This is a genomic window from Acinetobacter sp. R933-2 (genome assembly GCF_030325485.1).
Classification (GTDB): Bacteria; Pseudomonadota; Gammaproteobacteria; order Pseudomonadales; family Moraxellaceae; genus Acinetobacter; species Acinetobacter sichuanensis.
In genome coordinates, this window is record NZ_JACAIJ010000007.1 from 75,783 (window position 1) to 97,211 (window position 21,429).

Consider the following 21,429-nt stretch of genomic DNA (forward strand, 5'->3'; position numbering starts at 1 on the left):
TATATGGCAGTGAACTTGCAATGCAAAACCCTTCCGCTTGGGTTAGTGTTTCTAAGCTGCCTATATGGCAGTGAACAACAGGTACAGGGAAAACATGCGGTGCGGTTTTTTCTAAGCTGCCTATATGGCAGTGAACATGTAATATTTAAAGATGATTGTACTTTTGAATTTCTAAGCTGCCTATATGGCAGTGAACGTTGTTTTCTTATCGTTTAATAATGCCCTATATTTCTAAGCTGCCTATATGGCAGTGAACGTACTATTGGCTGTAACTCAATGAGTTTTTCATTTCTAAGCTGCCTATATGGCAGTGAACATTCAGGCGCGTCATTGGGGTAGAGGGCTATATTTCTAAGCTGCCTATATGGCAGTGAACACATTATTGAAGCCCCTGCCACAATCGCTGCGGTTTCTAAGCTGCCTATATGGCAGTGAACTTGTTCTTTGGTCTAAACTTGATACACCAAAATTTCTAAGCTGCCTATATGGCAGTGAACATTTTGGATGCAGATAAAACAGTCATGACTTTTTTCTAAGCTGCCTATATGGCAGTGAACGTATTGAGACAGGACTTGAATTAGTTGCCGATTTTCTAAGCTGCCTATATGGCAGTGAACACATGCACTTCGGGCAATGGCGCTAATTCTGATTTCTAAGCTGCCTATATGGCAGTGAACGGGACAATATCATAAAAAGTAAAGATATAACAGTAAGTTAAAACCTAAAATATCAAAATACCCAAGTTTTAAGCCATACCTATAACTTATTGATTTTATTAAAGTGTTAAAGAGTCAAAAAATATTGGGTAAAATCTTCTCTTACCCAATAGCTTAATTTAACAACCTATTCTCTTAAAAACCATACATCACTGTATTATTTTAAATAATAAATCAAAATATCTACCACATCGCATACAGCCAACTCACACCTTTCATTTTCATAAAAACGAGCAGCTTTCATCGAGTTATTCCCTATTTGATATTAACGGTAAACCATTCCACCATCCGTCAAAATAGACTGACCTGTCATGTAATTGGCATCTTCACTTGCTAAAAAAGCGACTAAGGATGCAACATCATCAGGGGTTTCAGCACGCCCCAAAGCAATCCCCTCAACATATTTTTTATAAGTTTCACCGACTGGTGCACCCGTGATTTCAGAAAAACGTTGGTCTATTTCAACCCACATATCTGTGCCAACCACACCCGGACAATAACTATTTACCGTAATAGCAGCACTGGCATACTCTTTTGCAGCAGCTTGAGTTAAAGCCCGAACAGCAAACTTTGTTGCAGAATAGACACCCAATAAAGCAAAACCTTCATGTCCTGCAATTGAGCAGGCATTAATGATTTTTCCAGCATGTTGACGTTGTTTGAACTTATTTGCCGCAGCTTGTATGCCCCAAAGCACACCACCAATATTTATATCGGTAATTTTACGAAACTCATCTGGAGTCACTTCAGCTAAAGCTTTTACTTGGGCAATACCTGCATTATTGATCATGATATCAAAACCATTCAGCGTTGCTTCTGCATCATCAATTGCATTGCTGATCTGAGTTAAATCAGAAATATCTGCAATATAAGTTGTTGCTTTAACACCAAATGCTTCAACTTCATTTTTAACTGCATCTAATTTGTCTTGATTCAAATCCACCAAGGCAATATGTACACCTTCTTGCGCTAATCGAAGTGCAATCCCTCGACCAATGCCCTGTCCTGCACCCGTAATCAATGCAACTTTATTCTGTAATCCTCTTGGCATAGCTCTACTCCTTAGATATGAATCACTCTTTGTAATGACGCTAAAATAGATTCGTGCATCGCTTCAGACAAAGTTGGATGTGGGAAAATCACCTGCGCTAAGCTTTCATCTGTCGCTTCAAGATATTTCGCGATCGCAAAGCCTTGAATATGTTCAGTCACTTCATGACCCACCATATGTGCGCCGAGTAACTCGCCAGTTTCTTGATTGAAAATAGTTTTCACAAAACCTGCTGCATCGCCCAGAGCCAAAGCTTTACCGTTGGCTTGTAATGGGAATTTACCCACATTAATGTTTAATCCCGCAGCTTTAGCTTTTTGTTCAGTCAAGCCAATACTCGCCACTTGTGGATGAGTAAAAATACAAGCAGGTATCTGTGTGCGATCTAAAGTATGCACATTGGCAACACCTGCAATTTTTTCTACACATAAAATGGCTTCATGACTCGCCTTATGTGCCAAACATGGTGCGCCTGCAACATCACCAATGGCATAAACACCCACTACATTGGTTTTGCAGTATGGATCCACTTTGATAAAACCATTTTCAAACTCAATGCCTAAAGTTTCTAAACCAAGATGTTGTGAATTGGGTTTTACACCAATTGCAGAAAGGACTTTATCCACTGTAATGACTTTAACTTCGGATGATGTTTCAACATGACATTGAACTTGCCCATTGGCTATTTCAACTTTCTGAACGGCTGATGCAGTTAAAACTTGCATACCCTGCTGTTCAAACTGCTTTTGCACATACTTTGCTACTTCTGCATCTTCACTTGGTAAAATTTGCTTGGCAATATCAACGAGCGTGACCTCGCAACCCAAGTCTTGATACAAACTGGCAAATTCACTGCCAATTGCACCAGAGCCAATGACCAAAAGAGATTTTGGTAATTCTTCAGGTACTAAGGCTTCTTTGTAGCTCCAAACATACTGACCATCGACAGGAACTTGAGGTAAATTTGCCGCTTTTGCGCCTGTTGCCACAATAATATGTGGCGCTGAAATCTGTTGTTTTTTCCCATCAGCATCGGTTAATTCAAGTTGTTCTTTGGCAATAAATTGCGCTCTAGCAGTAAAAACCGTAACTTGATTTTTTTTCAGTAATTGTCCAATGCCTTGAACCAATTGACTGGACACCTGACGACTATGTTGCACCAATTGTTTGATATCAAAATCGACGGCTGTCACATTAAAACCAAATTGCTGTGAATGTTTAAGTTGCTGAGCAATCGCTGCACCACTCAACAAGGCTTTGGTCGGAATACAGCCCCAATTTAAACAAATACCACCTAAATGTTTTTCTTCAACAATGGCTGTTTTTAAGCCCAGTTGGGCTGCGCGAATCGCAGCCACATACCCACCCGGACCCGCACCAATGACGATGACATCAAATTGCGTATCTGACATTTTATTCTCCTACACCAAAATCAATGCAGGATTTTCAACAAACTGCTTAAAGGCTGCTAAGAACTTTGCACCCAATGCACCATCAATCACTCGATGGTCACATGACAATGTTGCTGTGACAATTTGACGAACGACAATTGCATCCCCCTCAACCACTGCACGTTTTTCTGCTGCGCCCAATGCTAAAATTGCACCTTGTGGGGGGTTAATGATCGCATCAAATTGTTTAATGCCGAGCATCCCTAAGTTTGAGATACTAAAACTACCACCCTGAAACTCGTCAGGTGCAAGTTTGCCTGTCTTAGCACGTGTTGATAGATCACGCATATCATTTGAAATCTGCGCCAGAGATTTAGTATTCGCCGCTTTAATGATGGGCGTAATCAAACCATTATCAATGGCGACAGCAACAGAAATATCCGCCTGATCGAACTGTAATATTTGCTGATTTTCCTCATCAAACTGTACATTGACCTGTGGTACTTTGATCAATGCTGCCGCAGCAGCTTTAATCAACATGTCATTTATTGACAGTTTAACTTGTGGGACTGTTGCATTAATTTGCTGACGCAAAGCTTGAACTGCATCGACATTTAAATCGACTGTTAAGCGAAAATGTGGTGCATTACGTTTTGCAGCTTGTAAGCGTGAGGCAATGGCTTTACGCATCCCATTCATTGGAATCGCTGTCACTTGAGGCATTGCTGATGCAGAACAACCTACAGTTTCCACAATGGTTGGGTTTTCACGTTGATAAACCGCTTCAACATCTTCTTTCGATACTCGACCACGTGAACCTGAAGCTCGGCAGTCATGCAAGTTAATACCCCACTGTTGCGCCAAACGACGTGCAACAGGCGTTGCCAGAACATGACTATCATCTGCGGTAGATTTTGCAGCTTTCGTACCTGCCTGATGACGAATATCTGCCCATGCCCCACCTGCTGTGCGTACAGCAAGCTGAATATCTTTGACACTAATCCGACCTTCACGTCCAGAACCTGTGATCTGTGCCAAATTAACATTATGTTTTTCAGCCAATTTCAAAGCATGTGGTGTAGCGAAAATATCATCGACTTGCTGATAACCTTGCAAGGTAGTAGGTACTGAATAGCCACCTTGCGCAACAGGTTTAGTTGCTTTTGGCACACTATTTTGTACAGGCACAGCCTGAACTTTAGTTTCAACTGCTGTGACTGCCGCTTTTTCAGTCACAACGTCTACAGATTTTGTTTCACTTACTGAGGCTGTTGAACCACCTAAAGATTGTGCAAACGCCTCGATTTCTGTATCAGACACTTGGCTATCTGCACAAATGGCAATAATGCCACCAACGATTAAAGTATCACCTGCTTTGGCAATAATCTTACGTAATGTACTGTCGAATGGCGCTTCAAGTACATTGACGATTTTTGTGGTTTCAATTTCACAAATCTCATCACCCTTGCTAAAAGTCGTACCTTCTTCAATTAACCATTGGGCGATGGTACCTTCTTCCATTGACAAACCCCATTTTGGGATTTCTAAGGTTTTAATTTCGCTCATCCTAAGCCTCCAACGTTTTACGTACAGCCTGTTCGATACGTTCTACACTTGGTAACCATTCTTTTTCCAATACAGGTGAAAATGGCACAGGTGAATGTGGTGGTGTCACCAATTCGATAGGAGCTTTTAGATAATAAAAGCCTTTTTGCGCAATCAATGCCGCGACATCGTGTCCAAAACCACAGCGAGCCGCAGACTCATCGACAATCACCACACGACCTGTTGAAGCCACTGACTCCAAAATCCCGTCTTCATCAAGTGGTGAAATAGTGCGAGGATCGACCACTTCAACCGAAATGCCTTCTTTTGCCAGTTTATCTGCAACTTCATTGGCACGGTGTACCATTAAACTAAGCGCAATGATTGTGACATCTGTGCCTTGACGTGTGTAATTTGCAACACCAAATGGAATGGTATATGAACCATCAGGTACTTCATCTTTAATGTCATATAAAAGTTTATGTTCACAGAACACTACTGGATCGTCATCACGAATAGCTTGAATGAGTAAACCTTTCACATCATAAGCACTTGATGGCACAACAACTTTTAGCCCCGGTACAGCGGCAAAGACGTTATAAGGTGATTGAGAATGTTGCGCCGCAGCAGAAAAACCTGCACCAATCATCCCACGAACGACCATAGGCGCTTTGGCTTTTCCACCAAACATATAGCGAAATTTTGCAGCTTGGTTATACAACATGTCATGACACACACCGTAGAAATCCATAAACATCAAGTCTGCGACTGGACGTAAACCTGTAGCTGCTGCACCTGCTGCCATCCCAATAATTGCAGATTCGGTAATTGGGGTATCAATCACACGCTCAGAACCGAACTCTGTCCAAAGTCCTTTGGTTACCCCAAGTACACCACCAAAACCTTCGAGTTTATTGTCATCGGTATTTTTACCACCATGACCACCACGAACATCTTCACCGACCACGATCACACTAGGATCGCGGCGCATTTCTAATTCAATCGCTTCTTTAATTGCGTTTCGATAACTTTTATTTGGCATTGCTTTACTATTCCTTTAGTAAGAGACATAAACATCAGTTGTCAATTGGGAGACTTCTGGATAATCAGCAGCACGTGCTTTGGCAACTGCATCATCAACTTTGGCTTTCGCTTCTGCATCTATTGCATCGAGTTTGGCTTCATCAATTTTGCCTTTGACTTTTTCACGGAAAATTTTCAAAGGATCCTTATGCGCTTTGACATAATCGAGTTCTTCTTTTGAACGAATCAACCCTGGATCACCCTCAAAGTGACCATAGAAACGGTTGGTAATGGTTTCGATCACACTTGGACCTTCACCATTGCGGGCACGTTGAATGGCTTTTTGCGCCACGTCATACACAGCAAAGAAATCAGTCCCATCGACTTTTTCTGCAGGCATACCAAATGCGGCTGCACGTCCTGCAATATCTTTGCTGCCAACGGCATAATCATGCGCTGTACCTTCACCAAAACCGTTATTTTCAAAAACAAAAATTACAGGGAGTTTGAGTACTACTGCCATATTCATGGCTTCAAAGGTCAAACCTTGGTTCGAACCACCATCACCTGTAAATGACAAGCCTATGCCGCCTGTTTTTAAGGTTTTGGCTGTCAACGCAGCGCCTATTGCCAATGGTGGACCACCACCAACAATCCCATTCGCACCCAACATGCCTTTGTCCAAATCGGCAATATGCATCGAACCGCCTTTACCTCGACAAAGCCCATCATCTTTACCAAAAATTTCCAGCATCATGCCGTGAATATCACAACCTTTGGCAATACAATGCCCATGTCCACGATGTGTTGAAGTGATAAAATCTTTGTCCGTCAGGTTTTCACAAATACCTACAGCAACTGCCTCTTCACCACTGTAAAGATGAATAAATCCCGGGATATCACCTGTATTATTTTCATCGTGAAGTCGGTCTTCAAACTCACGAATATCTCGCATCCTTCTGTATGCCGCGAGCAATTGTTCTTCCGTTAATTGCATATCTGTTATCCTTAATTTCTACTTTTAAAATTAAAAAATCATTTTTAAATTTAAATCATGGTATTTAAAAACCCGTATATAAATATAAAATTATTTTCATTAAAAATAATATTAGACTAAAAATATTTTAAAAATAAATTATTCAAAAAAATTTAAAAAACAGTCATTTAAAAAGCAAAAAATATTTTAAATAATTTTTAATTTTCATCATCTTAACAAAACAAACCTTTAACCAACCTTTATTTTATAATATTAATATTTTGTGTCGATTTATTTATAAATAAAATAGTTTAAATATAATTGACACAGATTATAAAATATCATTCTATATTTAATTATTTTAATTAATGGACTATTTAAAATGGATTTAAAACGTTCAGTCATAACAGGTCAAAAATTACGTGGTGCAGATAAAATGGCACGTATTCCTGTCAAAATTATTGCCACAGAACATATTCCTAAAAAACCTGAGTGGATTCGCACTAAAATCAGTCATCCTGATGAAATTCGGCGTATTCAAGATTTATTGCGCCAGCAAAAACTACATACTGTCTGTGAAGAAGCTGCTTGTCCTAACCTGCCACAATGCTTTGGTGGTGGCACAGCTACGTTTATGATTATGGGCGACATTTGTACACGCAGATGCCCTTTCTGTGATGTTGCACATGGTCGCCCAAGTGCCTTAGATATCAATGAACCAAAACATTTGGCAGAAACGGTGAAAAACCTCAATTTAAAATATGTCGTCATCACTTCAGTTGATCGTGATGATTTGAAAGATGGTGGCGCACAACATTTTGCAGATTGTATTACTGAAATCCGTAAAACCAGTCCAGAGACACTCATTGAAATTTTAGTGCCTGATTTTCGCGGCAGATTAGACATTGCCTTAGAAATTTTAAGCGAAACTCCACCTGACGTGTTTAACCATAATATTGAAACAGTTCCACGCCTGTATCGCGCGATGCGTCCAGGATCAGATTATCAGCATTCATTAGACTTACTCAGAAAATTTAAACAGCTTCGACCTGATATTGCGACCAAATGCGGCTTAATGGTTGGACTCGGTGAGCTTGAAGCTGAGGTGATTGTGTTACTCAACGACTTAAGTGATCATCAAATCGATTATGTGACAATTGGACAATATTTACAGCCTTCTAAGTCACATGCACCCATTCATCGTTTTGTATCACTCAACGAGTTTGAACATTATCAGACGCATGGGCAATTATTGGGCTTTAAAAATATTTGGAGTGCACCTATGGTTCGTTCAAGTTACTTTGCTGACCGTCAATATCGTGGTGAAGCTGTACCACGACCATTTTCACGTGAAAGTTTTTAAATGAATATTGTAAAAGCTTTATCATTTAATCTATTTCTTATCACAATTTTTTACCATTTGAGAATAAAATAATGATATGTTTATAAGCGAATTAACATCATTGATCAGCTCAAAATCTATGCTGTTAATGATGTAACAACAGGACATAACACTCTTATAAATATAAAAAATACAGAGTGTTAAATTGATATAGCTCGATCATGAAGGAATATGATATGAATCTATCGAACAAAATACAACATGCACAGCAACCTTTACAAACGACACATTTTACCAACCTTAATCCCGTCAGTGCAGCGCCCTTACTTACACTCAACCAGAGTGATCAACCTTCTCTATTTTGTCGTTCTATTCAACATAATCAGCATGATTTACTTAAAATTGCTGAAGATTCTGGCATGGCAATCGGAATAACAGACCATCAAGGTACACTACTCTGGACATGGAGTAGTCAGCCAATGTTATCATCAGCAGAACAAGCACATTTTGTTGAAGGCGGACATTGGTCAACTCAAGCTGTGGGAACAAATGCCATTGGTCTAGCATTAAACAATCAGGTATCCAGTTGTGTTTATTCACATGAAAATCAAATGCAAAGCGTACAAGATTGGGTATGTTATGCAGCACCTATTTTAGATTCTGTTTCAGGTGAATTTCATGGCGTAATTAACTTATCAACCAAATATAAAAAACATACATCTTTAGGGCTTTTAGCTGTAGAACGCTGTGCTGAACTTGTCAAACGCGCCATTCAAATTGAAAAAAATAATTTCTTATATATTAAAGCACTAGGCACACCACAAGTCCAATTTAATCAACATATTTTACCGCTTACACATCGTCAAATTGAAATTTTATGTATTTTAGCACTTCATCCTCAAGGCATTGCTTTGAATGAACTACATTATATTTTATACGGTGATCGTAATGTCAGTGAAAAAACCTTAAAAGCAGAAATGTCTCAACTGAGAACATTATTGCCCAATTGTATTTTGTCTCGACCTTATAAGTTGACTTGTGAAATTCAAACTGATTTTATACGCGCAGAGCAATCTTTAGATGCAGGATTTCTTGCCAGTACATTTTCACTATATAAAGGTAGTTTTTTAAGTAAATCCGAAAGCCCATTTCTGAGCACATGGCGTGATTGTTTTGATGCGCGTTTAAGTCATTTAATTTATCAAATGCAAGATATTAACCAATTACTGCGTATAATGAGTAAAATTCCAGAAAGAATTGATGCTGCTCAACGCTTATTAGAATTGCTGCCAAGCGATAGTCCACATCGAAATCTTTGTTTAAAACTTCTTCATGCCTAACATAAAATACATTAACAACTCAAAATGGAAATGTATAAAATTGAATGAGAAAAATGGTGGATGCTTTGACCCAACAAGTATTTTATTTAATAAAAAACAAACTTTTCAAATATTTCAGTATATTGACAGTATTTTCAGCACTTCCAATGCAGGGTTTTGCAGAAACAGATCAACAACTTATGGCTGCGGGACAATGGCGTGATCCTGTCACAAAATTAATTTGGATGCGCTGTTCGATTGGGCAATCATGGTCAGGTTCTACATGTACAGGTGATCCACTTATATTTCATGATTCTAAAGACGCTGAAAATGCGATTAAAAAACTCAATGCTGCGGGTGGCTTTGCAGGTAAAACCAATTGGCGTTTACCTCAAATTAAAGAATTGGTCACTATTCGTAAATGCAGTCAGGGCTGGAGAAAAATAGGAGATATTAATTTACCTGAACGAGAGCGCAGAAATTTTGGTCAAGATCATGAACTCGAAATGACAAAAATACCAAAAGGAGGCAAAGTACCAAAAAACTGTACTGTTCACTCAACTGCGCCAACTTTAGATACGCATATTTTTCCTAATACACCACCTAATGGCGAATATTGGTCAAATTCTTTTTCATGGCAACCCATCGGTTATCAATATAAAGCATGGCATGTAGCATTCGGATCTGGCTTTGTTGCACGTACAATTAATTATACTGATTATCAGGGTCTTGCGCGTGCAGTACGCGAGCGATAATTGATAAAAAACACGACTAAGGGAATATTTAAAAAGGCAGATCCAACTAGAAAATTTCTAGAATTAGCACTTTAGCTAACTCTAGAAATGACCAAAAAAATATAACTGGGTTGAGTTTAAAGCCCTAAACGCTTTAAATCATGATTTTGATTCAACTTTATTTTTAATGAAATGATTCAAAATTTACCAAGCAATTGGCTGATTTTGATAGTCTACAAAATAGATTCCTGCTTGCCCTGCATGTTGCTCAATTGTATTAACCAATCCACTTGTACTCTCTTGCACACTTAGAGGTGCATTACTTCCCCCCATATCTGTTTGAACCCATCCTGGCATTAATGCAAAAATACTATGCTGACTTCCTGCACGAGTTGCATAGCTACGCAATAACATATTTAATGCAGCTTTACTTGCTCGATATACCTCAAAGCCACCTTCCGTGTTTAAAGAAACACTACCTAAAGCAGATGACATCACTGCAATACTGCCTTGTTTTTTAACTAAATGTGCTAAAGTTTCAATAGCACGTAAAGGACTTAAAGCATTAGTTAACATTAAATGGGTGAACTCATCTGTACTAATTTGCCCAACGGTTTGTTGAGGATCATCACTTACTCCTGCATTTACCAATAAAATATCCAATGAAATATCATCTAATTTTTCAGATAATTTTTTTAGATCATCAGATTGGTTAATATCAAGTTGATAAATACTTAATTGCGCTTCAAAATTTTTTTTCAAAAGTGCTAAATTTGTATCTGGTGCAAGAGTACGTTCTGTTGCAATCACTTGCCAACCTCGTTCAAGATATTGCTTAACCAGCCCTAAACCAATTCCTCGAGAAGCACCTAAAATTAATACTGTAGATTGCAATTTTGTATCAACCATAATGGTTCCTAAATAGTTAAAATAAAGATTTAGTTATATAACATATTGGAATTTTATCGTAATAATTAATATATTTTTTATCCACATTTTATGAGGAAATTTAGTTGAACTACTTTTAAAGTCATAAACATTTTCATATTATTTATGATTTATTTGCTATCTGTAAAAGCAAACGAGCATATTAAAATTTTTGATTTAGTTTCTCTAAATTGCCTATATGGCAGTGAACTATAATATAGAGAAAATAAAAGATATAACAATAAGTTAACACTTACAAATAACTCAAGTTTTAAGACTTTATTTTATCCAGTTGATTTTATTAAACTATTAAAGAATATAAAAATATTGGGTAAAATCCCTCTCTATCTATTGATGTATTCTAACATTTGATATTTTCTAAAACTACAACTATTTAATACAATTAATAGATCATTAATAGACAATTTAAATTTATAAAACAACCCTATATAAAAATCAAAAACACTCAAATGTGTAGCAACTTGCTTCACTTTTTTAAATTATTTTATTGATAAAAATGTCATAAATTTTTTAATCATTGTTTATTTTCGCAAAGACAGCCTATATTTTATAACCATAAAATTGGTGGTGTTCCCAAAAGTATGCTGAAAGAAAGACTGGTAAGAATTTGATACGAGAAGGAAATGCAAAATATGCAAACGCCAATTTATCGATGATCATGCATTGAGTGATCAAGGTTGTCACTCTGGTATCAAAAGTAAAATACTACGTCTGATAGTGCGAGGCAGTGGTGTCAGAGATATTGCCGAAGTTGAAAGAGTGAGTATGGGTAAGGTTTTACGTATGCTCAGCCAATCAAAATATCAACTTCAAGCACGGCAAACTCATTATGAAATCCTTGAAATAGATTATTTTTGGATTTTTGTTGGTAATAAGCAAAATAAACAATGGTTGATTTACGCCCATCATCGAGAAACAGGTGAAATCGTTGCTTATGTATGGGGTAAACGAGATTTAACCACAGTAAAACGACTTAAATTAAAATTAAAGCAGCTAGGTGTAAGCTATACCTATATATCAAGTGATAATTGGGATCGCTTTGTTACGACCTTTAAAAAAAATGTAAGTTGATAGATAAGTTTTTCACTGTGGGTATTGAGGTCAATAATTACCGCTTACGCCATCGGATTAGGCGAGGGTTTAGGAGGAGTTGTAACTTCTCAAAAAAGCTGAATAATCATTTCAAAGCCTTTGATTTAATGTTCTTTTATATCAACAATGGATTCGTGTAATGGCAGCATACTTTTTGAAACACCACCCAATATTCAAAGCTGATCTAAAGAAAATATGTTGTGTAAATCAAAGAAATAAAGCCGAAACTTTATTTCTTTTTTACTTCAAGTAGATGTTGAATAAATTCAAACCTATATTCGATCTAATGTTGGTTGTTTATAATTAAACTGTGTTTGCTCTTCAATCGCCAAAGCAATATTAAACACTTTCTGCTCTTGGAATGCTGGTCCAATAATTTGCAATCCAACAGGTAAACCTTCAATCAAACCACAAGGAATACTTAAAGCAGGCAGTCCCGTTAAATTACTTGGACCTGTAAAACGAATAATATGATTTAATAAATCAACATCTTCACCATTCATTTTAGCAGTAGCGCTGCCAATATCTGGAGGCAAAATAGGTAAAGTCGGTGCAATAAGTACATCAATTTCTTTAAATATATCTGTAAATTGCTGCTTTAACTCTCTTCTTAATTGCTGAGCTTGCAAATACTCAACAGCCGTCGGCAATTCTCCCAATTCAAATAATAAGCGAATGTCATCACCAAAATCATCAGGGCATTTTTGTAAATCTTCATGATGAATCGTTGCGGCTTCTGCCAAACTTGTAATTAATTCAGCATATTCAGCATTTTTCAAAGCAGGAATGGAAACTGTTTTAATGATCGCACCACGCTGCTCAAGCTGCTCTAATTGCTTACGAATGAGATTTTCAATCTCATGATCAACTTGATGAAAAAAATACTCCTCGTTGATTCCAATTACTTTGCCTTTCACATCTTGATCTAATAACGCAACATAGTCTGGTATTTCAACATGTTTAGATGTTGGGTCACGTACATCAAAACCAGCAATTACTTTTAACATTGCAGCAGCATCGGTCACTGTTTTAGCCATTGGACCAATATGATCTAAAGTCCATGCCAATGGAAAGCAACCATATTTTGCAACAAGACCATGCGTTGGCTTTAAGCCAACTAAACCACATGCAGAGGACGGTATTCGTATTGAACCTGCGGTATCTGTTCCTAAAGTAATGGTTGACATTCCAGCCGCAACAGCTGCACCAGAACCACCACTTGATCCACCCGGAATCTTTTCTACATTCCAAGGGTTATGACATGCACCAAAATGAGGGCTATTATTGGTAATTCCCCATGCATATTCGTGCATATTTAATTTACCAATAATAATGGCGCCAGCAGCTTTGAGTTTTTCAATCACAGTTGCATCATCATCAGAAATAAAATTCGCATGAATTTTGGATGCCATAGTCGTGACTTCACCGCCAAGATAAATATTATCTTTAATACCCATCGGGATACCGTGAAATACGCCCTTATATTGCCCTTGCGCAATCTCTGCATCAGCTTGAGCCGCTTCAGCTAAGGCTTTTTCTGTACGAAAAGAAATATAAGCATTTATTTCCGCATTACAATCTTGAGCATGTTGTAACATCAGTTTAGTTAAATCAACTGAGCTAATTTTTCGTGTTTGAATGTGCTGTGCTAATTCAGTAACAGAGAGGCTAAGTAAATCTTTATTTAACATGATCACCTCCCGCAGTATTCACCAGAGCAATGTCATAATCATTTTTCGCTTGACTTTGAACCAGCTCTTTCAAAGCTTTTATGCCATTCCAACGTTGCTCTAGTTCTGTTTGGGTTTTTGGATTTACAGGCACAGAAAGGCGCTTTAACATGTCCGCTGCACTAATATCCATTTATATTCTCCTATTCCTTGAATTTTTATCTATTATTACGCATATCAATATTTTATTAATCCAATAAAATAGCTGTAAAAACCCCAACCACATAGTGAATGAAATTTAAACAAGCCTCTAGTAACTTACAGTATAATTTTACCAAATGGAATATTTTTTAAATTTAAATATATAAAAATCATATTTTTATTTTTTATGTAAAATCCACAATAAACACCAGTAGTGAAAACATCTAACTTTGATTATTTTTATTTTAAAATAAAATTCAATAAAAAAACGCCCGATATAATTGATCAGGCATCCCATTATCCAATAATTTTCACGATCACCTGATTAAGATTAAATCTCAATAATGATCTTTCCTTGCTTATTCAGCTTAAATTGCTCAAGTGCCTGCGCAAAATCCTGAATAGGATAACGACCACAAATCAAAGGCTGAACATGACCTGCGCGATATAACTCAATAATATGTTCATGTGCTTGTTGTACCAGTTCAGGTTTAAACTTCTGATAACTCGTCCATTGTACGCCTGTAACCGTAATATTCTTTAACAATACATAATTGGCTTTAATGACAGGGATTTGACCACTTGCAAATCCAACGATGACCGCACGACCACACCATGACAACGCACGCAAACTCTCATCAAATAATGCACCACCAACAGGATCAATTAAAATATCAATCTGCGTATTTTTTAATTGATCACGGATACAGTTTTTACTGATGTTTTCGGCTACAAAAACCACCTGATCTGCACCACTTTGCTGAACAAGATCTGCCTGAGCCTGATTACGCACCACAGCAATAATCTTTGCACCCAAACCTTTAGCAATTTGCACAGTTGCCATACCTATGCCACCACCTGCGCCATTAACTAAAACAGTTTCACCTGCTTTTAGATCAGCACGATGCACTAATGCAAAATATGCAGTTTGATAAACCAAGCCTAAGGCTGCTGCATCTGCAAAAGGTAGATCTTCAGGAATAATGAGACATTTTGCAGCATCGACCTGTAATTGCTGCGCATAACAACCATGTTCAGCATTTACTAAAATATGATCACCAACTTTCAGATGTTTCACATCGACTGAAAGCTCCGCAATCACGCCTGCACCATCCATGCCCGGTGTAAAGGGAAATTCAGGAATAGATTGATACTGTCCTGACATCATCAGCAAATCAGGGTAATTAACCGATGTTGCTTTCATGGCAATACGTACCTGCCCTTGTTGCAATGGAGTCAACTGCTGCTCCTCAAATTGATGATCCGAACTATTGTCACTAAATGCCCGAACGGTAACTGCTTTCATGGTTTTTCCTTAACTTAAAAAGACAACAGGATGAATACTTTTAAAATACCCATCCCAAATTATAAAAATTGATTAATAATTAATATCAGAACAGCACAGCCAAACGTGTTGCCTGATTAATCGCTCTTAGTGCATCAAGCTCTGCGGCAACATCTGCTCCCCCAATAATATGCACATCTAGATTTCTTAATTTCAGTTGATCATAGAGCGTACGATTTGAATTTTGCCCTGCACATAAAATGACATGATCTACATCCAATACATGTTGCTGACCATTTAGGGTGTAATGTAATCCTGCATCATCAATCTTGTCATAGCTGACACCCCCAATCATGTTCACTCCCGCCTGACGCAAACGTGATTTTAAAATCCAACCTGTAGACTTCCCTAAATGTCGTCCTAAAGATTCTGCTTTTCGTTGTAACATCGTGACTTTTTTACTGACTTGATGCGGTTGTGCTTCTATCAAACCACCCTGACTTTGAATTTGAGCATCCACACCCCATGTTTTAAAGAAGACCTTTTTATCAAGGGATTCTGCCCAGTCACCCAACAAGAATTCAGCCGTATCAAAACCAATGCCGCCTGCACCAATAATGGCAACTTTTTCACCAACATGAACAGCTTTGCTTAAGACGTCCAAATAAGTCACGACTTTAGGATGATTGATCCCTTCAATTTCAGGGATGCGAGGCGTGACACCTGTTGCAATGACAATGTCATCAAATTTTTGCCGTGCAAATAGATCAACTTCAACATGAGTATTCAACTGTAGCGTTACACCTGCTTTTTTTAGTGAGACATTAAAATAACGCAGCATTTCATTAAATTCATTTTTCCCAGGCACTTGTTTTGCCAGATTTAACTGACCACCAATCTGACTTGTAGCTTCATATAAGGTCACGTGATGACCACGTTCAGCAGCATTAATTGCAAAGCTTAAACCTGCAGGACCCGCTCCAATCACCGCAACATTTCGTGGCTGTTGCGTAGGTTGCTCATCAAATTCAACTTCATGACCAGCACGGGGATTGACGAGACAGGTAGCTGTACGATCTGTAAAAATACGATCCAGACACGCCTGATTACATGCAATACAGGTATTAATTTCCTCTGCTTTGCCCAAACGGGTTTTCAGTGCAAAATCAGGATCTGCCAACAAAGGACGCGCCATTGAAACCAAATCACAGGCACCCGATGCAATCAATTCTTCTGCAATTTCAGGTATATTAATACGGTTAGATGCCATGACAGGAATTTTCACTGCCTGTTTAATATTTTTGACTGCATCTGACCAAGCTGCACGTGGTACTGTTGCTGCAATAGTGGGTACTGAAGACTCATGCCATCCCACACCTGTATTAATCAAATCAGCACCCGCAGCCTCAACCTGACGGGAAAATTCAGCAATCTCCTCTGCAGTCATACCATCTTGCATCAAGTCAATACAGGAAATACGATAGATCACCATAAACGGCTGTCTAACGCGCGCTTTTACAGCTTTAATAATTTCAAGTGAAAAACGGATTCTATTTTCAAATGAACCACCAAATTCATCTTCACGGTGATTGGTCAGTGCAGAAGTAAACTCATTCAGCAAATAACCTTCCGAGCCCATAATTTCCACACCTGCATAACCTGCTTGCTGTGCCAAAGCAGCGCTATGGGCAAAACTTTCAATCGTTGCCCAAACCTCTTCTGTACTTAATGCTTTAGGCTTGAATTGATTAATACGTGCCTTTATTGCTGATGGTGCAACACAGTTTTCCACTTTGGCATAACGCCCTGCATGTAAAAGCTGCAAAATAATTTTTCCACCTGTCTGAGTGACCGCTTGTGTAATGATTTGATGTTCAAGCAATTGCGTCGAATCATTTAAATACAATCCGCCTTCGTCCATAACACCTTCAGGCACAGGAGAATATCCACCTGTTAAAATAAATCCAATTTCCCCTTTGGCACGGGTTGCATAAAAAGCCGCCAAGCGCTCATGTGGTCGATCTAATGTTTCCAAACGGGTGTGCATTGCACCCATGACCATACGGTTCGGGATATCAATTCCTGCGATTGTAATCGGGGCTACCAAATGAGGATAATGTTCCATTCTTTGCGTCCTGTGCTATCAAGGTTAATATATCAATATATTTACCTATATTTAATATTTTTAGCACAATTTTTCAACTATTTTTGCAATAATTATTAAAATTAAGTCAATATAATGATATTAAAAACAAAAAGCACCCTCTTAGGGTGCTTCTTATAACATAACGATTAAACTCTACCGACCAGTTTTCTTGCGACAATTTCTTTCATAATTTCATTGGTTCCACCGTAAATTTTCTGAACACGTGCATCTACAAAAAATCTTGAGATTGGGTATTCAGTCATATAGCCATAACCACCAAATAATTGTAGAAGTTGATCGGCTATTTTCATTTGCATATCTGTACTAAAACATTTTAATGCAGCAGCATCATCCACACTTAACAACCCCTCTTGGTATAAATTCAGGTTACGCTGATAAAATGATTGTGTTGCCAAAAAGTCAATCTGAGCCTGTGCCAATACAAAACGGGTATTTTGAAATTTATCAATACTGCTACCAAAAGCTTTACGTTGTTGTACATATTCAATTGTGACATTCAATGCACCCTGAATCGCACCGACTGAATGCGCAGCAATGACTGTACGCTCACGTGGCAACTCCTGCATCATATAAACAAAACCTTGCCCTTCCTCACCGAGTAACTGTGACTTAGGTACTTTGACATGGTCAAAAAACAGCTCTGAAGTATCTTGTGAATGTAAGCCAATTTTGCTCAGATTATTGCCTTTTTGAAAGCCTTGCAAATGACTGTCCACCAATAACAATGAAACACCTTTCGCACCTGCTTTCATATCAGTTTTACACGCAGTTAATACCAGATCAGCATGCTGACCATTGGTAATAAACGTCTTTGAACCATTTAAGATATAATCTTCACCATCTCGTAAAGCAGTACTGCGAATGGATTGTAAATCTGTACCCGCCCCTGGTTCTGACATTGCTATTGCACCCACACATTCACCCGATGCCATTTTAGGCAGCCAATAGTGCTTTTGTTCATGTGAGCCTTTTTTCTCCAGATAGGGTGCAACGATATCTGAATGACACAATAAACCTGTGGACAATGCACAAAAACCTGCTTTAGCAGATTCTTCCACCAACATAAATGAATATTGAGTCGGAACACCATAGCCGCCATATTCTTCAGGCATATCTACGCATAAAAAGCCATTTTCACCCAGTTGGTTCCATACTGTACGTGGCATTAAGCCATCTTGCTCCCATTGCTCATAAAAGGGTGCGATGTGTTCTTGTAAAAACCGTTTAAATGTATCGCGAAATAATTCTAAATCAGCATCATATGCTTGCATAATCTCATCCTTAACTATTGATAAAGATGAGAAAATGACCACTAAAAATGTATTTTGTAGCGCAATTTAATCCAGATCATTCAATGAAACCTGACTCATGCCCTGATTTAACTTATTAATAAAATGAACCAGTGCCACTTTGTCATCAAACATAAAACCATTGAGTGCCTGACTGTAAAATTCATAAATTTTCACTTGCAAGCCATCCCAATATATGCGCCCTTTGTCTGTTAATTTGACCAATTTGACACGGCGATCAACCTCATCAGAAAAGCGCACCACATAGTCATCACGCTCCAGTCGCTTGAGTACACCATCCAAATTTTGTCGACTTACACTGAGATACTCAGTCAAATCTGAAAATGACATACCATCTATCACTTTTTTACGGGATAATGCACCCAAAACAGCCCAGTTGACAGGTGAAATGCCAAGCTCTTTACTGCTTTGTCGATCAAGCAAGTTTCCTGCCTGAAACAATCTAAAAAAAAGTCGGTTATGAATGCCTGATAAAGTTGGATCCAACTCAGGAATTTGATCCTCTTGCATTAGATAAATTCCTTCGTATTTTTTCTACAATTTCGAATGATCAATTGACTCATCTTTGTGCCTATATAATAAATCGGAGAGTATGCTGTTCTTTTGACTAAGACGCTGATCATATCAAATCATCATATTCAGTATCACTTAGCATGCCCATGCAACCCTTAAATTTCAACTGAGATTTTGAGAATATCGATCTCAAGCGTAATAAATTTAAGTGATATGCCGAATTATTACATAAATTTTGGACGATTAACGTCCTGTAAACTCAGGTTTTCTTTTCTCAAGAAATGCCTACATACCTTCCTGCGCATCCTCAGACTGCACCACTTGCTTAAAACTTTCAGCTTCAAATACCAAGCCATTTTGCAGTGCATAATTCTCTGCATATTGGAATGCTGTCAGCACCTCTTTCAATGCAAAAGGTGCCTTCTTAGCAAATCAGTCAATTGAGTGACTTCATAATGTTGCTGAAATGTTTAATTTTCAACCCATCAAAAACACCGATAATTTTACACTCAAGGTCATTCCCCTTTTTTAGAAAAGTCCTGACGAAAATCTGGCTTACGTTTTTCAAGGAATGCTTTTACACCTTCCTGAGATTCAGCAGAGTCATAATATAATGCCAATGCCTGCATTCCCATTGCACTGATCCCTCGGATACTTTCTGAATCGGCATTAAACGATTTTTTCGCAATTGCCAATGCTGTCGGACTTTTTTCCATCAGTTCACGACACCATAGATCAACTTCGACATCCAAATCCGCCATCGGTACAACGGCATTAATCAGCCCCATTGCCAAAGCATCCTGAGCTTTATAGCGACGGCACATAAACCAGATTTCACGGGCACGTTTTTCACCAACCACACGTGATAACAACGCGGTACCAAAACCGGGATCGACTGAACCCACTTTAGGACCGACCTGACCAAACTGTGCAGAATCTGCCGCAATCGCCAAATCACAACACGTTACCAATACATTACCGCCACCAATAGCATAACCATTCACACGAGCAATGACAGGTTTTGGTACATCACGAATAATAGTTTGAAGCTCTTCCACAGGTAAGCCAATCGTGCCACGACCATCATAACCACCATCATGTGCCGACTGATCACCACCTGTACAGAAGGCTTTTTCACCCACACCCGTCAATACAATCACACCAATGGATTTATCCCAACCCGCGCGTTGAAATGCATCTATCAGTTCATCGCAGGTTTTTCCACGAAATGCGTTGTACTTTTCTGGACGATTAATAGTGATGCGTGCAACGCCATCTTTAACTTCATATAAAATATCGGTGTAATTTGTCATTTGTAAAATCTCTATCGTAAAATTGATGAATTAAATCGCTTAACCGTGCATGGTTAAGCCGCCAGATACAGAAATAACCTGTCCTGTAATAAAATTGGCATCATCGCTTGCCAGAAAAGCCACTGCACCCGGAATATCCTCAGGTTGACCCAGACGCTTTAATGGAATTGCACGTTTTAAACCATCATAAATTTTTTGACCAAACTCGCCATCACCTGTAAATGACTGTAATAAAGCCGTATCTGTAGGACCAGGACAAACCACATTTACACGCACATTATTTCGTGCTGTTTCACGTGCAAGTGTTTTACTGAATGAAATAATACCACCTTTACATGCAGAGTAAACCGACTCACCTGATGAACCTACACGACCTGCATCGGATGAGATATTGATAATCTTACCACCGCCATTCGCCACCATTTCAGGGACTACCACATGTTGTAAATTTAATGGACCCATCAGGTTAATAGACACCACTTTTTCCCAAAAATCTGGTGTAGTATCAACAAACTGTTTTGCAATATCCCAGCCTGCATTATTTACAAGCACATCTATTTGATTGAACTGTGTTTTGATCTGTTGCGCTGCCGCACTCACTGCCGCATGATCCGTAATATCAAGCTTTACCAGCATTAACTGTGCATCATATTGTGCAAACTTTTCTTTTAACTGCTGCAAACCCTGTTCATTTAAATCACAGGCAGCGACTTTAGACCCTTCCTCAAGAAAACGCTGTACCAGACTCGTTCCGATTCCACCTGCTGCACCCGTAATCAGTACAACCTTATCTTTTAATCCACGCATGTTTACACTCCGATCATTTGAAATTT

Annotated in this window: 18 protein-coding genes, 1 pseudogene and 1 CRISPR repeat array; of the genes and pseudogenes, 4 read left to right on the plus strand and 15 right to left on the minus strand. The window is 38.4% G+C overall.

Annotated features, from left to right (window positions below; translation table 11 throughout):
• The first annotated feature begins 48 nt into the window (after positions 1 to 48).
• Positions 49 to 677: direct repeats of the CRISPR family, unit length 28 nt; unit sequence TTTCTAAGCTGCCTATATGGCAGTGAAC.
• A 304-nt stretch (positions 678 to 981) separates the two neighbouring features.
• From HX005_RS09910 to HX005_RS09930, 5 genes are read right to left on the minus strand one after another with little or no spacing between them, the layout of a single operon-like run.
• A complete protein-coding gene (locus HX005_RS09910; RefSeq protein WP_286377224.1) occupies positions 982 to 1,767 on the minus strand; it encodes an acetoin reductase in 786 nt (261 codons plus the stop codon).
• 11 nt (positions 1,768 to 1,778) lie between these two features.
• A complete protein-coding gene (gene lpdA / locus HX005_RS09915; protein WP_286377225.1) occupies positions 1,779 to 3,179 on the minus strand; it encodes a dihydrolipoyl dehydrogenase in 1,401 nt (466 codons plus the stop codon).
• A 9-nt stretch (positions 3,180 to 3,188) separates the two neighbouring features.
• Positions 3,189 to 4,724, minus strand: coding sequence for a dihydrolipoamide acetyltransferase family protein (locus HX005_RS09920; RefSeq protein WP_286377226.1), 1,536 nt, complete (start codon positions 4,722 to 4,724; stop codon positions 3,189 to 3,191).
• Between the two features lies 1 nt (position 4,725).
• On the minus strand, positions 4,726 to 5,745 hold the full coding sequence (locus tag HX005_RS09925; protein ID WP_286377227.1) for an alpha-ketoacid dehydrogenase subunit beta: 1,020 nt from the start codon (positions 5,743 to 5,745) through the stop codon (positions 4,726 to 4,728).
• Positions 5,746 to 5,760: 15 nt separating this feature from the next.
• The gene (locus HX005_RS09930; RefSeq protein ID WP_107007932.1) at positions 5,761 to 6,723 is read right to left on the minus strand and encodes a thiamine pyrophosphate-dependent dehydrogenase E1 component subunit alpha; all 963 of its coding nucleotides are present in this window, start codon (positions 6,721 to 6,723) and stop codon (positions 5,761 to 5,763) included.
• Between the two features lie 361 nt (positions 6,724 to 7,084).
• On the opposite strand from HX005_RS09930, the gene lipA reads away from it, so the two are divergent.
• The 3 genes from lipA (at position 7,085) to HX005_RS09945 (ending at position 10,118) form a co-directional block, all read left to right on the plus strand.
• A complete protein-coding gene (gene lipA, locus HX005_RS09935; protein WP_286377228.1) occupies positions 7,085 to 8,065 on the plus strand; it encodes a lipoyl synthase in 981 nt (326 codons plus the stop codon).
• 215 nt (positions 8,066 to 8,280) lie between these two features.
• The gene (locus HX005_RS09940; RefSeq protein WP_286377229.1) at positions 8,281 to 9,384 is read left to right on the plus strand and encodes a helix-turn-helix domain-containing protein; all 1,104 of its coding nucleotides are present in this window, start codon (positions 8,281 to 8,283) and stop codon (positions 9,382 to 9,384) included.
• Between the two features lie 146 nt (positions 9,385 to 9,530).
• Positions 9,531 to 10,118, plus strand: a complete 588-nt coding sequence (locus HX005_RS09945) for an Lcl C-terminal domain-containing protein (protein WP_107007940.1) — start codon at positions 9,531 to 9,533, stop codon at positions 10,116 to 10,118.
• Between the two features lie 183 nt (positions 10,119 to 10,301).
• On the opposite strand, the gene HX005_RS09950 is transcribed toward HX005_RS09945, so the two are convergent.
• The gene (locus tag HX005_RS09950; RefSeq protein WP_286377230.1) at positions 10,302 to 11,006 is read right to left on the minus strand and encodes an SDR family NAD(P)-dependent oxidoreductase; all 705 of its coding nucleotides are present in this window, start codon (positions 11,004 to 11,006) and stop codon (positions 10,302 to 10,304) included.
• 660 nt (positions 11,007 to 11,666) lie between these two features.
• On the opposite strand from HX005_RS09950, the pseudogene HX005_RS09955 reads away from it, so the two are divergent.
• Positions 11,667 to 12,277, plus strand: a pseudogene (locus tag HX005_RS09955) (IS1 family transposase); the annotation flags it as partial.
• Positions 12,278 to 12,409: 132 nt separating this feature from the next.
• Here the strand turns inward: HX005_RS09955 and HX005_RS09960 are convergent.
• The 9 genes from HX005_RS09960 to HX005_RS10000 form a co-directional block, all read right to left on the minus strand.
• On the minus strand, positions 12,410 to 13,828 hold the full coding sequence (locus tag HX005_RS09960) for an amidase (protein ID WP_286377231.1): 1,419 nt from the start codon (positions 13,826 to 13,828) through the stop codon (positions 12,410 to 12,412).
• Positions 13,818 to 14,000 carry a hypothetical protein gene (locus HX005_RS09965; RefSeq protein ID WP_107009375.1) on the minus strand — a complete coding sequence of 61 codons (183 nt, stop codon included), beginning with the start codon at positions 13,998 to 14,000 and terminating at the stop codon, positions 13,818 to 13,820. The genes HX005_RS09960 and HX005_RS09965 overlap by 11 nt, the downstream gene beginning before the upstream one ends.
• Positions 14,001 to 14,339: 339 nt before the next feature.
• Positions 14,340 to 15,314: an NADPH:quinone oxidoreductase family protein gene (locus HX005_RS09970; RefSeq protein ID WP_286377232.1), complete on the minus strand. Its 975-nt coding sequence runs from the start codon at positions 15,312 to 15,314 to the stop codon at positions 14,340 to 14,342.
• 85 nt (positions 15,315 to 15,399) lie between these two features.
• Positions 15,400 to 17,418 carry an NADPH-dependent 2,4-dienoyl-CoA reductase gene (locus HX005_RS09975; RefSeq protein ID WP_286377233.1) on the minus strand — a complete coding sequence of 673 codons (2,019 nt, stop codon included), beginning with the start codon at positions 17,416 to 17,418 and terminating at the stop codon, positions 15,400 to 15,402.
• 167 nt (positions 17,419 to 17,585) lie between these two features.
• The gene (locus HX005_RS09980) at positions 17,586 to 18,731 is read right to left on the minus strand and encodes an acyl-CoA dehydrogenase family protein (protein WP_286377234.1); all 1,146 of its coding nucleotides are present in this window, start codon (positions 18,729 to 18,731) and stop codon (positions 17,586 to 17,588) included.
• A gap of 66 nt (positions 18,732 to 18,797) precedes the next feature.
• Positions 18,798 to 19,280, minus strand: coding sequence for a MarR family winged helix-turn-helix transcriptional regulator (locus tag HX005_RS09985; RefSeq protein ID WP_286377235.1), 483 nt, complete (start codon positions 19,278 to 19,280; stop codon positions 18,798 to 18,800).
• 288 nt (positions 19,281 to 19,568) lie between these two features.
• Complete coding sequence (locus HX005_RS09990; protein ID WP_286377236.1) at positions 19,569 to 19,691, minus strand: hypothetical protein; 123 nt, start codon at positions 19,689 to 19,691, stop codon at positions 19,569 to 19,571.
• A gap of 107 nt (positions 19,692 to 19,798) precedes the next feature.
• A complete protein-coding gene (locus HX005_RS09995) occupies positions 19,799 to 20,596 on the minus strand; it encodes an enoyl-CoA hydratase-related protein (RefSeq protein WP_286377237.1) in 798 nt (265 codons plus the stop codon).
• A gap of 39 nt (positions 20,597 to 20,635) precedes the next feature.
• Positions 20,636 to 21,403: a glucose 1-dehydrogenase gene (locus HX005_RS10000; protein WP_286377238.1), complete on the minus strand. Its 768-nt coding sequence runs from the start codon at positions 21,401 to 21,403 to the stop codon at positions 20,636 to 20,638.
• Positions 21,404 to 21,429 lie beyond the last annotated feature (26 nt).

Coding starts and splice junctions, on each gene's coding strand:
- HX005_RS09910 (WP_286377224.1), bottom strand. CDS start 1,767: ATGCCAAGAGGATTACAGAATAAAGTTGCATTGATTACGGGTGCAGGA.
- lpdA (WP_286377225.1), bottom strand. CDS start 3,179: ATGTCAGATACGCAATTTGATGTCATCGTCATTGGTGCGGGTCCGGGT.
- HX005_RS09920 (WP_286377226.1), bottom strand. CDS start 4,724: ATGAGCGAAATTAAAACCTTAGAAATCCCAAAATGGGGTTTGTCAATG.
- HX005_RS09925 (WP_286377227.1), bottom strand. CDS start 5,745: ATGCCAAATAAAAGTTATCGAAACGCAATTAAAGAAGCGATTGAATTA.
- HX005_RS09930 (WP_107007932.1), bottom strand. CDS start 6,723: ATGCAATTAACGGAAGAACAATTGCTCGCGGCATACAGAAGGATGCGA.
- lipA (WP_286377228.1), top strand. CDS start 7,085: ATGGATTTAAAACGTTCAGTCATAACAGGTCAAAAATTACGTGGTGCA.
- HX005_RS09940 (WP_286377229.1), top strand. CDS start 8,281: ATGAATCTATCGAACAAAATACAACATGCACAGCAACCTTTACAAACG.
- HX005_RS09945 (WP_107007940.1), top strand. CDS start 9,531: ATGCAGGGTTTTGCAGAAACAGATCAACAACTTATGGCTGCGGGACAA.
- HX005_RS09950 (WP_286377230.1), bottom strand. CDS start 11,006: ATGGTTGATACAAAATTGCAATCTACAGTATTAATTTTAGGTGCTTCT.
- HX005_RS09960 (WP_286377231.1), bottom strand. CDS start 13,828: ATGTTAAATAAAGATTTACTTAGCCTCTCTGTTACTGAATTAGCACAG.
- HX005_RS09965 (WP_107009375.1), bottom strand. CDS start 14,000: ATGGATATTAGTGCAGCGGACATGTTAAAGCGCCTTTCTGTGCCTGTA.
- HX005_RS09970 (WP_286377232.1), bottom strand. CDS start 15,314: ATGAAAGCAGTTACCGTTCGGGCATTTAGTGACAATAGTTCGGATCAT.
- HX005_RS09975 (WP_286377233.1), bottom strand. CDS start 17,418: ATGGAACATTATCCTCATTTGGTAGCCCCGATTACAATCGCAGGAATT.
- HX005_RS09980 (WP_286377234.1), bottom strand. CDS start 18,731: ATGCAAGCATATGATGCTGATTTAGAATTATTTCGCGATACATTTAAA.
- HX005_RS09985 (WP_286377235.1), bottom strand. CDS start 19,280: ATGCAAGAGGATCAAATTCCTGAGTTGGATCCAACTTTATCAGGCATT.
- HX005_RS09995 (WP_286377237.1), bottom strand. CDS start 20,596: ATGACAAATTACACCGATATTTTATATGAAGTTAAAGATGGCGTTGCA.
- HX005_RS10000 (WP_286377238.1), bottom strand. CDS start 21,403: ATGCGTGGATTAAAAGATAAGGTTGTACTGATTACGGGTGCAGCAGGT.